The organism is Colwellia sp. MT41, from assembly GCF_001444365.1.
In the GTDB taxonomy this organism is placed as follows: Bacteria; Pseudomonadota; Gammaproteobacteria; order Enterobacterales; family Alteromonadaceae; genus Colwellia; species Colwellia marinimaniae.
Window position 1 is genome coordinate 183,761 of record NZ_CP013145.1, and the last position, 14,634, is coordinate 198,394.

General features: G+C 39.9%; 14 protein-coding genes. 12 read left to right on the plus strand and 2 right to left on the minus strand.

The window, feature by feature from the left end; genetic code table 11:
- The first annotated feature begins 38 nt into the window (after window positions 1-38).
- Window positions 39-704 carry a YjaG family protein gene (locus CMT41_RS00740; protein WP_057179260.1) on the plus strand — a complete coding sequence of 222 codons (666 nt, stop codon included), beginning with the start codon at window positions 39-41 and terminating at the stop codon, window positions 702-704.
- A 76-nt stretch (window positions 705-780) separates the two neighbouring features.
- Window positions 781-2,373, plus strand: coding sequence for a serine hydrolase (locus tag CMT41_RS00745; RefSeq protein WP_058026079.1), 1,593 nt, complete (start codon window positions 781-783; stop codon window positions 2,371-2,373).
- A gap of 137 nt (window positions 2,374-2,510) precedes the next feature.
- Here CMT41_RS00745 and CMT41_RS00750 read toward each other — a convergent pair whose 3' ends face one another.
- Together CMT41_RS00750 and rsmD are read right to left on the minus strand one after the other, a co-directional pair.
- The gene (locus tag CMT41_RS00750) at window positions 2,511-3,059 is read right to left on the minus strand and encodes a methylated-DNA--[protein]-cysteine S-methyltransferase (protein WP_057179262.1); all 549 of its coding nucleotides are present in this window, start codon (window positions 3,057-3,059) and stop codon (window positions 2,511-2,513) included.
- Between the two features lie 84 nt (window positions 3,060-3,143).
- Window positions 3,144-3,767, minus strand: coding sequence for a 16S rRNA (guanine(966)-N(2))-methyltransferase RsmD (gene rsmD / locus CMT41_RS00755; RefSeq protein ID WP_083494178.1), 624 nt, complete (start codon window positions 3,765-3,767; stop codon window positions 3,144-3,146).
- A gap of 422 nt (window positions 3,768-4,189) precedes the next feature.
- On the opposite strand from rsmD, the gene ftsY reads away from it, so the two are divergent.
- The 10 genes from ftsY (at window position 4,190) to CMT41_RS00805 (ending at window position 14,634) form a co-directional block, all read left to right on the plus strand.
- Window positions 4,190-5,623: a signal recognition particle-docking protein FtsY gene (gene ftsY / locus CMT41_RS00760; RefSeq protein ID WP_058028107.1), complete on the plus strand. Its 1,434-nt coding sequence runs from the start codon at window positions 4,190-4,192 to the stop codon at window positions 5,621-5,623.
- 135 nt (window positions 5,624-5,758) lie between these two features.
- The gene (gene ftsE, locus CMT41_RS00765) at window positions 5,759-6,451 is read left to right on the plus strand and encodes a cell division ATP-binding protein FtsE (protein ID WP_057179263.1); all 693 of its coding nucleotides are present in this window, start codon (window positions 5,759-5,761) and stop codon (window positions 6,449-6,451) included.
- Window positions 6,451-7,425, plus strand: coding sequence for a permease-like cell division protein FtsX (gene ftsX, locus CMT41_RS00770; protein WP_058026080.1), 975 nt, complete (start codon window positions 6,451-6,453; stop codon window positions 7,423-7,425). The genes ftsE and ftsX overlap by 1 nt, the downstream gene beginning before the upstream one ends.
- 252 nt (window positions 7,426-7,677) lie before the next feature.
- On the plus strand, window positions 7,678-8,535 hold the full coding sequence (gene rpoH, locus CMT41_RS00775; protein ID WP_058026081.1) for an RNA polymerase sigma factor RpoH: 858 nt from the start codon (window positions 7,678-7,680) through the stop codon (window positions 8,533-8,535).
- Between the two features lie 381 nt (window positions 8,536-8,916).
- Entirely contained in the window at window positions 8,917-11,421 is a 2,505-nt protein-coding gene (locus CMT41_RS00780; protein ID WP_058026082.1) for a TonB-dependent receptor, read from the plus strand.
- 305 nt (window positions 11,422-11,726) lie between these two features.
- Complete coding sequence (tatA, locus tag CMT41_RS00785) at window positions 11,727-11,996, plus strand: twin-arginine translocase TatA/TatE family subunit (protein ID WP_058026083.1); 270 nt, start codon at window positions 11,727-11,729, stop codon at window positions 11,994-11,996.
- 3 nt (window positions 11,997-11,999) lie between these two features.
- A complete protein-coding gene (gene tatB / locus CMT41_RS00790; protein ID WP_058026084.1) occupies window positions 12,000-12,473 on the plus strand; it encodes a Sec-independent protein translocase protein TatB in 474 nt (157 codons plus the stop codon).
- The gene (gene tatC, locus CMT41_RS00795) at window positions 12,470-13,234 is read left to right on the plus strand and encodes a twin-arginine translocase subunit TatC (RefSeq protein WP_057179269.1); all 765 of its coding nucleotides are present in this window, start codon (window positions 12,470-12,472) and stop codon (window positions 13,232-13,234) included. The genes tatB and tatC overlap by 4 nt, the downstream gene beginning before the upstream one ends.
- 5 nt (window positions 13,235-13,239) lie before the next feature.
- Window positions 13,240-13,740: a hypothetical protein gene (locus CMT41_RS00800; protein ID WP_157466233.1), complete on the plus strand. Its 501-nt coding sequence runs from the start codon at window positions 13,240-13,242 to the stop codon at window positions 13,738-13,740.
- A gap of 90 nt (window positions 13,741-13,830) precedes the next feature.
- On the plus strand, window positions 13,831-14,634 hold the full coding sequence (locus CMT41_RS00805) for a TatD family hydrolase (protein WP_057179356.1): 804 nt from the start codon (window positions 13,831-13,833) through the stop codon (window positions 14,632-14,634).

Genomic DNA, 14,634 nt, shown 5'->3' on the forward strand with positions numbered 1-14,634 from the left:
ATAATCCAGTTAATTATCGCAACTGAGTATAAGTATAAGTGGCTATTTACCTTCCCTTTGTCAAATTAAGTCAATGGCAACAAATTGCTTTTTCCGCGGCGCTACTTGAGCGTATGTTACCTAATTATAAAATGTTTAGTGAGGCCGTTGATTTTGGTGATGCTAAAATATTGCGCAATCAACTCGATATTATTTGGCAATGGCTTGCCAATCGTAATACGGTAAAAATTAATATTGATGCCCAACTACTCAAGTTGGAGGCTGAAATACCTGATCCCGAAGCATTTGATTCTTTTGGTGTCTTCCCCGCACTGGATGCTTGCATGGCGTTAACCGCGTTATGGCAATTAATGCAAAGTAAGCCGCTAAAAAAATCGATAGTGTCAGAAGTGGATCTAGATGATATTAAAAGTATTAGTCGCTTATCCCATAATAGCGTCAGTTATTATGTTGAGCTGCTTTTACTTGAAGAGGCTGCAGACGTGACAGCGACTAATGCAACCACTCCGCAGCCTATTACCGACGAGCTTGTGATCACGGATGAACAAATGAATGAACATCCATTAATGCAGTGGGAAAAAGATAGCCAAAATGAGCTGTTCGACTTTCTAAAGTTTGCGGCTGAAGATAAGCGTAGCTGTCAATTAGCTAAGCAGATGAGCCTATCTGAAGGTTTATCGAATTTGGGTATAGAAATCTCTTAGTTTAATAGTGGCTAAGTAAAGCAAAGCTTAACCTAGCGCTTAAATAAAAATAATAATGTTAATAATAGGAAGAAAAATGAAGTTACTCAGTAACACATTGTTTTCAATCACCTTGATTTTTACCTTAAGCTTGTTAGTGGCTACTCCGCTGCAAGCCAGCAGTATCGAGGAAAAAAACACTAAAATTGAACTAGCCATTGCGAAAGTTATGAGTACTTTTCAAGTACCTGGTGTAGCGGTTGCCATTATCAAAGATAACAAGGTGGTGATGAGTAAAGGTTTTGGTGTTATTGAACAGGGTAAATCGGCCAAGGTCACTGCTGATACTTTATTTGGTATTGCCTCAAATACTAAAGCGATGACGGTGGCGTTATTAGCCAATTTGGTGGATGAAGGAAAATTAACTTGGCAAACCAAGGTGATTGATATCATTCCTGAGTTTCAAATGCCTAATGCTTATGTGACTAGCGAATTTACTATTACTGACTTATTAGCCCATAACTCAGGTTTAGGTTTAGGTGCGGGTGATTTGATGATTTGGCCGCATACTACTCTAACAAATGATGATGTTATTAAGGGTATTAAACATCTACCTGTGATATCTAGTTTTCGTAGTGAATTTGCTTATGATAATTTATTATATATTGTTGCCGGTGAAGTGATTGCACGTGTTACTGGCCAGTCTTGGAATGAGGTTGTTCAACAGCGTATATTTAGCCCGTTAGGTATGAAAAATACCCGTGCAACTTTCTCACAAATTGACAAACAGAACAAAAATGTTGCTAGAGCGCATGTGCCACTTAACGGCAAGTTAAATGTTATTGGCGGTAACTTCATCGAAAGATTTGGTGCCGCGGCTTCAGTAGCTTCAAGCGTTAATGATATGAGCTTGTGGTTACAGGCTCAATTAAATCAAGGTGTATACGGTAGCAAAACTGATGACAAATTACCTCGTCTATTTTCAGCTAAACAAAGCCGTAAAATGTGGCAGGCGCAAACTTTACGGTCTGTTTCTGAACAAGCGACCCAGCAAGATAAAACCCATTTTTCTGCCTATGGTTTAGGCTGGTTTATGAAAGACTACCATGGGGTGAAATTAATTCATCACAGTGGTGGCATCTTAGGCATGGTGTCAAAAGTGGTGTTAGTGCCAGAAGAAAATTTGGCTATGGTGATTCTGACTAATCAGCAATCGGGTTATGCTCTTAATGCTATCTACCACGAAATCTTAAATGAGTACCTTGAGTTAGAAGAAAAAGATTGGATCGCTTACTATCACGCGAAACAGCAAAAAAATATAGCCAAAGAGAAAAAGCGCTTAGCTAAAATAGCGGATTCAGTTAATAAAAACTCAGCACATTCGTTGCCACTACGTGATTACGCACAAAGCTATGTTGATAGCTGGTACGGTGAAATTGATATTAGTTTTAAAAACAATAAGCTGCATATGCAATTTGCTAATACCGCAGCGTTACAAGGCACACTAGAGCACTACCAGCATAATACTTTTATTGTCCGTTGGCATGATAGAACCCTTGAGGCTGATGCTTTTGTGAATTTCAATTTAAATGAAGAGGGTGGTATTAACTACGTCACCATGAAAGCGGTATCGTTGGCGACCGATTTTAGCTTTGATTTTCATGACTTGAGACTAGTACCGAAAAAATAACTCACTAAGCTGAACTCTGGATAATGGCTGATTGCTTGTTAAGTGCAGCTGAACGAGTTTACTAATTAAAAAGGAGTGCTAATCTGGCACTCCTTTTTTGTTTTTAGCCAATAAGCTAATCCAATTCAGCGTGGATATTAGCGGAGAAATTGTGTTTTTGCTTGTCGTTTATGAATAACATTATTGATATCTAGCTGACTGTTGTCATCAGAGACTTTAACGCTGACCCCTTCATGCTTTAATAACCAGAGTTTACGTTCAATACCTCCGGCATAACCTGTTAAAGCGCCATCAGCACCAATAACGCGATGACAAGGTACTATTAAAGTAATAGGATTTCTGCCATTAGCGCCACCAACCGCCTGGGCAGCTTTTGGCTTATTGAGCATCTTGGCTATGTCGCCATAGGATTTTACTTGCCCAAAAGGAATTTCTGTTAGACAACGCCACACCGATTGTTGAAATGATGTTCCTAGTGGCGCCAACGGCAGGGTAAATACTTGCCGCTCACCGGCAAAGTATTCTGTTAATTGCTGTTTGCACAGTGCCGTGATGTCATTAGTTTTGCCTTGCGCTGGTTCACCACCACAAACTTTATCACCACAAAAAATAGCTTGGCAAATTCCTTGCTCGGAGGCCATAAATTCAAATAAGCCTAATGGCGTGTCGAGATAGTCGGTATACATACTTGTTGTTGCCAAAAGTTGCCTCCAGTGCTGTAAGTTATTATTTCAAGTTATGACTTCAAATTATTGTTAGCAATAGCGAAATTAGGCTTGATATTGATAGAGCTGATAGACAACCTGACCGGCGGTTTTTTCTTTCAATAATTGCCAGTTTGTTGGCATAAGCTGTTTGCTTTCGACTTCCATTTCGACATAAATGAGTGCTTGCTCAGCTAAACCATATTGATTTAATAGCGCTGCCGCTTGCTCTACTAGCTGTTTTCTAAAAGGAGGGTCGAGAAAAACCAAATCAAAGGGCTTGTGGCTACTTGCCGTTTGCTCCGACTTAAGAAAAGCAAGTGCATCACGGTTAATCACCATGACATTGTCAGCTTTAAGTAGCTCTTTATTGGCCTGTAGTTGTTTAGCCGCCGCTTTGTTTAATTCCACTAAGGTAACTTGAGCAGCGCCACGTGATAATGCTTCAAAACCTAAGCCACCAGAGCCAGCAAAGCAATCTAAGCAATTAGCTTGATTAATGTAAGGCATTAGCCAGTTAAAGACGGTTTCTTTTACTCTATCTGTTGTTGGCCTTAGACCATCAGCCATTAATACCGGTAACTTCCTGCCTCTATATTTTCCGGCAATAATGCGGATCTTACCGGTAGATTTTCCCTGAGTCATCCCCGCAGGAGCCTTTCTATTAAGTTGTTTTTTTGCTTGTTTCATATCACTGACAATTTTGCTATTAAGTGCTAATATAGCGCCAATTTTATCCTTGTTTGGCCTTTATACCAAGTAGATTAATTAATCCCATTGGTATTATCGCAAACAAATTCATACTGTAATACCAATCGGACTAATGAACTGATCACTTAGCGAGAATTAAAAGGCTTAGAGGCAAGGCATTGATTGATGAGAATGGTTATTCCCTTGTCAAAATCAATAACGCCGCATGTAAGCCTTTTAAACTCGCCCTTCGGGAACTCGTTAGCAAACTGAGAACGTCACAAAATGAATGAAATATAGAATAACTATGTTTAACTCATTTTGTTTGTTCTAAGCTCACTAACGTAGCTCTAAGTTGGTCAGTTAATTAATCCGTTTGGTATAATATATTTAGGTAGCTAAAAGTGTCGAAAAAAAAAGGTATGTTGTCTTGGTTAGGCTTTGGCAAAAAAGCCAAGCAAGCAAGCGCTGAAAAAAGCACAGCAGAAAGTTCAACAGAGCATCTTCCCGACGCTAAGCTTGCACCAGCGCCCGTAGTTGAGCCACTTGTCGAACCGATAAGCGAACCGACCAGTGAGCAAGCCGCTGAACCAGAGAAAATTGTCCCAGTAGTTAATGACGCTAGCAGCGTCGAACATGAAAGTGGCGAAGAGCAAAAAGTCGAGCATGGCATTAATGTTGCTGAACCAGTCGCTGACGTTGTCGACAGCATTATTACTCTAGCTGATGAAGTGCTACCCGAGGAAAAATTATTAGCTGAAATGACCGCTAGTGAGCAAGGTGAAGAAACAGCTGCAGCTGAGCCTGCTAATGAGTCAGTGCCAAATGAAACCGTACCAGTAGACAGCACAACCACGCTTGAGCCGAGTGACATCAAGACCCTTGTTGGCCAAGATGAAGCAAAAACTGAAGCAAAAACTGAAACAAAGGCGGCAGCTAAGCTGGGTTTCTTTGCTCGTTTAAAGCAAGGTTTAAGTAAAACCAGGCAAAATTTAGGTGGTGGCTTAATTGATTTATTTCGTGGTAAACAAATTGACGATGACTTATTTGAAGAGTTAGAAACCCATTTGTTGTTGGCCGATGTTGGTATTGAAACCACCATGAAAATTATCGATTCATTAACGAAAAGTGCTAGTCGAAAGCAGCTAAAAGATGCTTCAGCCTTGTATGACTTACTGAAAATAGAATTAAAGAAAATCATTGCAGATGTTAGCCAGCCTTTAGTTATCCCAGAGAGTGATGGACCCTTTGTTATACTGATGGTTGGCGTAAATGGTGTTGGTAAAACCACCACCATAGGTAAACTGGCTAAGCAATTTCAAGCTGAGGGTAAGTCCGTAATGCTTGCTGCAGGGGATACTTTTAGAGCCGCAGCCGTTGAGCAATTGCAAGTTTGGGGGGAGCGTAATAATGTCCCTGTTATTGCGCAACATACCGGTGCTGATAGTGCTTCGGTTATTTTTGATGCCATTAGTGCCGCAAAAGCGCGTAAAGTTGATGTCCTCATTGCTGATACTGCCGGTCGTTTACAAAATAAAGCCCACTTGATGGAAGAGTTGAAAAAAATCGTGCGGGTAATGAAAAAATTAGACATTAATGCCCCACATGAAGTGATGCTTACCCTCGATGCGGGCACTGGGCAAAATGCTTTAAGTCAAACTAAGTTGTTTGATGAAGCGGTCGGTTTAACGGGGTTAATTGTGACTAAGCTAGATGGTACCGCCAAAGGTGGTGTTCTTTTTGCTATTGCCGATAAACATAATATTCCTATTCGTTATTTAGGTGTGGGTGAAGGCATCGATGATTTAAGACCCTTTAATGGTGATGACTTTATCGAGGCCCTTTTTAGCAAATAAATAAGCAAAGCCTCAAACGACGGCAAAACAGATTATTGCTTGGTGATGCTAAATAAGCATTTTAACGTCGTTTGAGTATATTGTGGGGAACTGTGCTAAGTTATCCTGCTAACCAGGGCAAAATATAAAAATAATATGATTAATTTCAATAAGGTAAATAAAACCTATCCCGGTGGGTTTTTGGCATTAAAACAAGTGAGTTTTAGCTTGGCAAGCGGTGAAATGGCGTTTTTAACGGGCCATTCAGGCGCTGGTAAAAGTACTTTATTAAAATTAATCTCACTGATGGAAAAGCCTAGCTCTGGCAGTATTCAAGTAAATCATACCGAGCTAGCTGACATTAAATATAAGCAGGTTCCTTATGTGCGCCGTGGTATTGGCATGATTTTTCAAAGTCATAATTTACTTAAAGACCGCACAGTTTTTGATAATGTCGCCTTACCTTTAATTATTGAAGGTGTCAGCCATAAAGAAATTAAAAAACGGGTTGCTACTGCATTGGACAAGGTGCATTTAGCCGCCAAATTAAAATGTTACCCACATATGCTTTCGGGAGGTGAACAACAGCGTGTTGGTATTGCCCGCGCCATTGTTAACAAACCGCCTATTCTGCTTGCCGATGAGCCAACAGGTAATTTAGATCCCAAGTTATCGCTAGATATTATTCGTTTATTTGAGGAGTTTAATGCCGCAGGTGTCACTGTGTTAATTGCTACTCATGACCTAGGTTTAATTGCCCGCATGAAATATCGTACCCTGACGCTAAAAGAGGGGACCATGATTAATGATGGTATTGTTGATGGCTTGCAAGTGCAGGGGGGGAGTTGATGAGTAATATTCATAGCAGTGGTTTAAAAGCACGTTCAAGCTTATTAACACGCATTTTAACCTTACCCATACGACATGTTCAGCAAGCCATAGGTAGCTTAGGTAATTTATGGCGTACACCTTTTACTACCGTGATGACTATTTTTGTTTTAGGGGTCAGTTTGGCCTTGCCCGCAACCTTGCATCTTTTTGTTAAGAATGCACAGCAAGTAAGTGAAAAATGGGATAGCGCTGCGCAAATCACCCTATTTTTAAAACTATCAACCAGTGAAAAGAGCACACAAAACCTGATAAAACGTATCAGCCTTTATAATGAAGTCGCCGAAGTTCGATATATTTCGGCCGAACAAGCATTAAAAGAGTTTAAAATTTTATCCGGTTTTGGCCAGTCACTTGAATATTTAGAGACCAACCCATTACCAGCGACATTGCTGGTGACACCAACACAAAGAGCCAGCCAAGCGCAAGCAGCGAATGCCTTATTAGCAAAACTGAATAAAGAGCGCGAAGTCGACCAAGGTAAGCTAGATTTAGAATGGTTAACACGTTTAGAGGCGATAGCACGTTTAATTGAAGATATTGTCCTTGGTGTCGCCTTATTATTATGTTTATCTGTGGTGCTTATTGTCGGTAATACCATTCGCTTAGCTATTTTAAATGAAAAAGATGCTATCGCTATTATGAAATTGGTGGGTGCAACCGATAGTTTTATTCAGCGACCCTTTTTATATTCGGGTATTTGGTACGGTATTTTTGGCGGTATACTTTCATGTATTGCCGTTACCTTACTTGCTTGGTATCTAGGTTATGCGATAAGTGATTTAACAGCGCTTTATCAAAGTAATTTTCAACTACAGGGTCTTACTGGCAGTGAAGCCTTAATGCTTATTGCTTTTGCTGTGGTACTATCTTTACTGGGTAGTTACATCTCGGTAAGCCAACATATCAAGGCAATAGAGCCCAATGCGGACTAACCACGAAAAAATAACCGTACTTTCAATTAATTGTTGGCATGGTTCTATAATTAGTTATCTGTTTGTTTCTTCGCTTGTTTAAAGTTGAAAAGTAAAGCCACTTACAAAGTGTCACATTTAATTCATCAATAATTTGAAAGATCGCCTTGTGCCCCTCTTTCTATTAGGCTAATGTTCATGTCCCCGCTATCGTAAAGAGTGTCGAACTATGTTATTATCGCGGGCGAATCAAAGAGAGAAAGGAGAGTTATTATGAGTCAAACAATGCAACTTACCCTACCAAAAAGTGGTAGCATCGAAGCCTATATGCAATCAGCGTATAATATTCCTATGCTTACGGCTGAAAAAGAGCATGATCTGGCTACTCGTCTTTATAACGACAATGATTTATCAGCGGCACAAGAGTTAATTATGTCGCACTTACGTTTTGTTATTCATGTGGCTAAAGGTTATGCAGGTTATGGTTTACCTCATGCTGATCTAGTGCAAGAAGGCAACGTCGGTTTAATGAAAGCGGTTAAACGCTTTAACCCCGAAGTAGGTGTACGTTTAGTGTCTTTTGCTGTTCATTGGATTAAAGCAGAAATTCATGAATATGTGCTTAAAAACTGGCGCATTGTCAAAGTTGCCACCACTAAAGCGCAACGTAAATTATTTTTCAATCTACGTAAAAATAAAAAACGTTTAGGCTGGTTCAGCACCGAAGAAGTAAATACGGTCGCAGAGAATCTTGGTGTAACCACTAAAGACGTTATGGAAATGGAATCTCGTATGAGTAGCCATGACCAATCGTTTGAATTATCAAAAGACGATGATGATAATATTGGCGCTAGTAGTTTTTCACCTGCGCAATACTTGGAAGATAAACAATCAGATTTAGCCGTTGAAGTTGAAAATGATAATTGGGAACGTCATGCCAATCAGCGTTTATCAACCGCACTGGTGACACTGGATGACCGTAGCCAAGATATTATTAAGACACGTTGGTTAACAGAAGATAAAACCACCTTGCAAGAGCTAGCTAATAAATATCAGATATCAGCAGAGCGGGTAAGGCAGTTAGAAAAAAATGCTTTATCTAAATTAAAAAATACCATGGTATTTGATTAAGCCTTATCTAAGCTTAAAAAAACCTATGTAAATAAGCCGACTTGATGTCGGTTTTTTTATGGCTAAATTTTACGGCATTGTCATATTATCAAATTTATGCCCACCTTACTCGCTAGTCATTAATCCCATTAGAGCGATATTTATCTTGCAAGTAGCTAAAAAATAGCCAATCTAATCACATCTAATCACATCCTACTCGGCAAAAATCACCACTTCATTACAGTCTTAACTAAATTACCACACTTGAAAACGAACTTTTTCAAATAGATCGCGCAGTATTGATGGCAATTGATTAATACCCGCTCCCACTGAAATCCTGCACTTTGAATAGGAACGGGTATATATCAGTTCCCAATAATTTACGATAAAAAGGTAGAAGTAATGAGCCTAAGAACAGCCAGAAAGAATATTGTCAGCCGTGGAGTAATGTTTGCCCTTGCCGCCACGTCTGTCACTTCAGTACAAGCAATTGCCGAAGAAGGCGCAGAAGAAATTGAACGTATTGCCGTAACCGGTTCTCGTATTAGCAGAACAGATATCGAAACCGCAAGTCCAGTCACAGTGATTTCTGCAGATTTTATTGCTAAAAGTGGTTTTACCTCAGTACAAGAAATATTAGCGATGCAACCTGCAGCTGCGGGTATGAGCTTAGGTGCCACCTCTAATAATGGCTCTGGCGGCTCGGCCACAGTTAATTTACGTGGTATGGGCAGTCAACGTACGTTAGTGTTATTAAATGGTCGTCGTATGGTGGCTTCAGGTACGGGAGCTGATTCTTCCGTAGATTTAAATACTATTCCGGTATCAATGATCCAATCCATTGAAATCTTAAAAGATGGTGCTTCTGCGATATATGGCTCAGATGCTATCGCTGGTGTAATAAACATCATCACTAAAAAAGACTTTGAAGGTACAGAAATTACCGCTGATGGCAGCATTACCGACAAAGGTGATGGTGAAAGTGGCGGTTTTAGCATTTTACACGGCCGTGAATTTGCCGGTGGTAACTTAGTACTTGGTGTACAGTACTCAAAGCGTGGTGAAGTGATTCAGTCGGATCGTGATTTTGTGCCGGCAGGGGAGTCATCATTCATTCCAGGTGGTAGTTTAGGTGGCATGGTGCCAGATGGTAATAGTGGCTTTAAACCACGTGAAGAATCTTATGATTACACCACTTCTAGCTATGCACAAACACCGAATGAGTTATTAAGTTTATTTACTAGCTTTAACAGTGAAATTGCTGACGATACCGAGCTTAGTATTGATCTTATGTATACCCGTCGTGAGTCAAATCAGCAAATGGCACCACAACCAGCAAATATCGATTTAATCACAAGTAAGATAGACCCGACATACATAAAGGGTATTCAAGATGTTTATGATGAGCTAAATTCAGACATTGCTGATTCTGACGATCATTATGTCATTGGTGATACCATTAACTATAGGCGTCGTATGACAGATGCTGGTCCACGTATTTATGGTCAAGAAACTGATACTTACCGTGCTTCTGTTGCTCTAACTGGTTATTTGAGTAATGATGCACAGTGGGAGATGTCAGCGACCTATGGCCGTAATGATTCAAAAGACAGTGTTGCTAACTCTATCCATGCCGGTAATATGGAAAAAAGTATCTACGCCAATCCAGAGGATTGGTTCAGTGGCGAGCCCATGGATAATGACTTCTTAGCAAGTGAAAAAATTATGTACACCGAAGAAAATCAAGGTGGTAACGAGCAATTTATTTTAGCCGCTGGTTATAGTGGCATTAGTGAATCGGATATTGGTTATGCTGTTGGTGTTGAAAGCCGTTTTGAAAGTGGTTACTACACCCCTGATTTAATTACTCAAGCTGGTGACAGTACTGCGGCACAACAAGCCCCAACTGAAGGTAACTATTCAGTACAATCTATTTATGGTGAGATTTCAGTACCAGTAACTGATTCATTTACGGTAGAAGCCGCGACTCGTTACGATAACTACTCAACTTTTGGTGGCGCAGCCACGTGGAAGTTAGGTGCTACTTATACCATTATCGACGGTTTAATGTTTAGAGCAGTAGCGGCAACAGGCTTTAGAGCGCCAAATGTCAGTGAATTATACGGCGGCAACACCGGTTCATTCGATTATCTAGCTGACCCTTGGGAAAACGAACTAGACCCACAAATCAAAGTTAATTATACAAGTGATGCCGATTTACAACCAGAAGAGAGTGAGTCCTTTACTGCCGGTGTAGTGTGGGAAATCGCTGACGGTTTATCTACTACCATGGATTACTGGTCGTTTGATATTACCAATGCTATTAGCCGGGTAAATGTGCAAGCTGAAATGAAAAAGTGTGATGAAGGCGACCTTGTTGCTTGTGCGACTATTAATATTACTCCAAAGGGTGATTTGTCGAACATGACGGCAATGCTAACCAATATTGGTCATCAAAAGACCTCAGGTATAGATTGGAATGTTAGCTACACTGCCGGCATTTTTAGAGTAACACTTGATACCACTTACTTGATAGAGTTTGAAGAAGACAATAATTCCTATGAAGGTACCATTGATGGCAATATGGGTGGTTACTCGCAGTTAAAATCTAACTTAAGTATTAGTGCTGATATCAGTGAAGATTGGAACCTGCTTTATACCGCTAATTATATCCAAGGCATGGACGGTGTTAACTACGGAGACGAATTCACCACGGATGACGTGGTCTATCACAATATATCAACAGCTTACCATGTTAATGATGCTTGGCAGGTAACTGGCGGTATCAAGAACTTATTTGATACTGAACCAGAAGAAGTACCAAATGGTAATGACATGAATACAGTACCCAACATTTATGATGTGGTCGGTCGTATTTTCTTTGTTAATACTTCCTATAAATTCTAGCAGCTATTAATTGCTGATATTCATTATGGTGAATATCAGTCACTCAAACTCAAGGCGACGGTAAAGTCGCCTTTTTTGATCCATTTATTCGACGGCATGACTGCTATTTTGACTGGTTATTTGAGCGATTATTATCGAAACTGACTTACCGACAAAATAAATGTTGTTTTAGCTTATCATTTAGCCATTCATTTACCGCTTTTACTCGTTTCCCAGTATTATTTAGGTATATAATGTTAATACAAAAAGCATGAACTAGGCTATTGCTTAGTCATGTGAACAGCAAATAGCAGGAGTAGTTTATTATGGGTGGCATCGGAATTTGGCAACTAGTTATTATTGCCGTGATTGTCGTGTTATTATTTGGCACTAAAAAGCTGCGTAATTTAGGTGGTGATTTGGGCTCAGCGATTAAAGGTTTCAAAAGTGCTATTGGTGACGATAAAGAGCAAAATACTAAGGTCGAAAAGACAAGTGCCGAAAAAACATCAGATAGTTTAGTCGATAACTCTAGCAGCGCAGCAGCAGAAAGTAGTAAAGCTAGCAGCAAAACTAAAGAAACTGATCAGGCTTAATTTATGTTTGATGTTGGCTTTTGGGAATTAATTCTTATTGCAATTATGGGCTTGGTAATTTTAGGTCCTGAGCGCTTACCGGTAGCAATACGTACACTTCGTGGCTGGATAACAGGGGCACGTAAATTTAGCGATACAGTGAAAGCTGAGCTAACCGAAGAGTTACGTATACATGAGTTGCATGCCAACTTAAAAAAAGCAGAAGAAAGCGGTTTGAAAAACTTAAGTCCGGAAGTCGCCGAGTCATTAAAAACATTACAAGAGGCGGCAGCCTCGGTCACTGAACCCTTTAAAAAAGTGGATAATCAAGCTTTAGATGCCATGACTTCCTCTTCATTGGCATCCTCAGCTAATACTAAAGCTGAGCAAGACGATAGTGCCGATAATGCAACGGTAGCCGAAACAAGTTCCGCAGCACAATCAGCTGAACAATCAATAAAAGTAGCTAACCCAGAAAGTGATAAACGCCAATCATGAGCACAGCCCCAGCACCTAGTGCCAGCCTATTTGATCACCTGTTAGAATTACGTAATCGTTTATTACGCGCTATTTTAGCGGTGTTAATTGTCTTTTGTTGCTTGGTATACTTTGCCCAAGATATTTACCAATATGTGGCACAGCCATTGTTAGCAACTATGCCCGAGGGCTCACAAATGATAGCAACCGATGTTGCTTCGCCATTTTTTGCCCCCTTTAAATTAACCTTAGTATTATCACTCTTTATTGCTATGCCCTTTGTCTTATATCAAATTTGGTCATTTGTGGCACCGGGTTTATACAGCAATGAAAAACGTTTGATTGTGCCGTTAATGTTTGGCTCAACCCTACTTTTTTATAGCGGTATTGCTTTTGCTTACTTTATCGTTTTTCCGGTAGTGTTTACTTTTTTTGCTTCAGTAGTACCAGAAGGGGTGATGATTGCCACAGATATCAGTAGTTATCTGGACTTCATTTTAAAGCTATTTTTTGCTTTTGGCGCGGCATTTGAGATCCCCATTGTTATTATTTTGCTGTGTTGGACGGGTATGACGACACCTGATAGTTTAAGAGAAAAACGAGCCTATGTCGTTGTTGGTGCTTTTATTGTTGGTATGTTATTAACACCGCCTGATATTATTTCACAGACTATGTTGGCTGTGCCTATGCTGCTATTGTTTGAAGTGGGTATTATTATTGCTTCGTTTTATCATAAAGAAGACGAAGATAATTCAATTGATGGAAAAGAGAGTAAAGAATGACAGCGATGAATTTATTAACCTGTACCGCACTTATCAGCGGCTTAGTATTTCCCCTATTAGCGCAAGGTCAGACGACTAATCTCGCTGCTGACATTAAGGTTTGTCGACAAATAAGCCAGGACCAAGCAAGATTAACTTGTTTTGATGCACTTAGTCAGCAAAAACCATCAGTAAGCAAGCTAGCAAGTACCTCGGTAACCGCTGGACAAGTGGCTTTAACGGCAGAGCAAATTGATGCTTTTGCTAAAGAGCAGGTAAAAAAAACCACGGAAGAATTAGCTAATGAAATAAATAGCATTAGCCTAACCATTAGTAAATTAACGAAAACACCACGAGGAAAATGGAATATATTTTTTGAAAATGGTCAAAAATGGCAGCAAAAAGATACTATTAAGTTTAAGTTAAAAGTCGGCCAACAGGTGATTTTAACCAAAGGTGCACTTAGTGCGGTATTTTTACAAAAAGAAAATACCAATACTCGTATTAAAGTAAAAAGATTAAAATAGAGCGAGACTATTTTGAATATCGACTTATTAAAAAGTAATAATTCAAAAGCTAAGACCTCAGCAGCTAAGGCCTCATCAAGCAATGCCTTAATAGATGTAGGTGTTAATTTAACCAATAAACGCTTTGATAAAGATCGTGAAGAGGTGATTGCTCGCGCACAATCGGCAGCGCTCAGTGGCTTGCTGATCACGGGTACCAGTGTTGCCGAAAGCAAAAAAGCCTTAGCACTGTGCCAGCAATACCAAACAGATTTCCCTAACTTTTTATACAGCACAGCCGGTGTTCACCCGCACGATGCTGACCATGTTGCCGTTGACTATATAGCGCAGCTCAAACAATTAGCCATGCACACACAGGTCAAAGCTATTGGGGAATGTGGTCTGGATTTTAATCGCAATTTTTCAACACCCGCCCAGCAAAAAATAGTTTTTAGCGAGCAGGTTGCTTTAGCGGCTGAATTACAAATGCCGTTATTTTTACATCAAAGAGATGCTTTTGCACCCTGGTTTAATATTCTATCGCCATACTTAGGTAAAGTACCTGCCATGGTCGCTCACTGTTTTACCGGTTCGAAAAATGAATTAATGCAATGTATTAACGCTGATATGTATATTGGCATTACCGGTTGGCTATGTGATGAGCGCCGCGGTCAAACCCTTCGTGACATTGTCAGTTTGATCCCGTTAAATCGTTTGTTAATTGAAACGGATGCGCCCTATTTAACGCCTAGAACGATCCGACCAAAACCGAAAAGTAGCCGCAACGAACCCAGTTATTTACCTTACATACTGAAAGAAATTACTAGCATTACCGGGCTTGACCAAGAACAGATAGCTTGGCAAACTAGTCGTAATGCCGAAAAGGTGTTTAATTTTCCTACAAAAAGGAATTAA

Excerpts from the sequence above, each read along its gene's own strand:
- ftsY (WP_058028107.1), top strand. The coding sequence starts at position 4,190 with ATGTTGTCTTGGTTAGGCTTTGGCAAAAAAGCCAAGCAAGCAAGCGCT.
- tatC (WP_057179269.1), top strand. The coding sequence starts at position 12,470 with ATGAGCACAGCCCCAGCACCTAGTGCCAGCCTATTTGATCACCTGTTA.
- rsmD (WP_083494178.1), bottom strand. The coding sequence starts at position 3,767 with ATGAAACAAGCAAAAAAACAACTTAATAGAAAGGCTCCTGCGGGGATG.
- CMT41_RS00800 (WP_157466233.1), top strand. The coding sequence starts at position 13,240 with ATGAATTTATTAACCTGTACCGCACTTATCAGCGGCTTAGTATTTCCC.
- ftsX (WP_058026080.1), top strand. The coding sequence starts at position 6,451 with ATGAGTAATATTCATAGCAGTGGTTTAAAAGCACGTTCAAGCTTATTA.
- CMT41_RS00745 (WP_058026079.1), top strand. The coding sequence starts at position 781 with ATGAAGTTACTCAGTAACACATTGTTTTCAATCACCTTGATTTTTACC.
- tatB (WP_058026084.1), top strand. The coding sequence starts at position 12,000 with ATGTTTGATGTTGGCTTTTGGGAATTAATTCTTATTGCAATTATGGGC.
- ftsE (WP_057179263.1), top strand. The coding sequence starts at position 5,759 with ATGATTAATTTCAATAAGGTAAATAAAACCTATCCCGGTGGGTTTTTG.
- tatA (WP_058026083.1), top strand. The coding sequence starts at position 11,727 with ATGGGTGGCATCGGAATTTGGCAACTAGTTATTATTGCCGTGATTGTC.
- rpoH (WP_058026081.1), top strand. The coding sequence starts at position 7,678 with ATGAGTCAAACAATGCAACTTACCCTACCAAAAAGTGGTAGCATCGAA.
- CMT41_RS00780 (WP_058026082.1), top strand. The coding sequence starts at position 8,917 with ATGAGCCTAAGAACAGCCAGAAAGAATATTGTCAGCCGTGGAGTAATG.
- CMT41_RS00750 (WP_057179262.1), bottom strand. The coding sequence starts at position 3,059 with ATGTATACCGACTATCTCGACACGCCATTAGGCTTATTTGAATTTATG.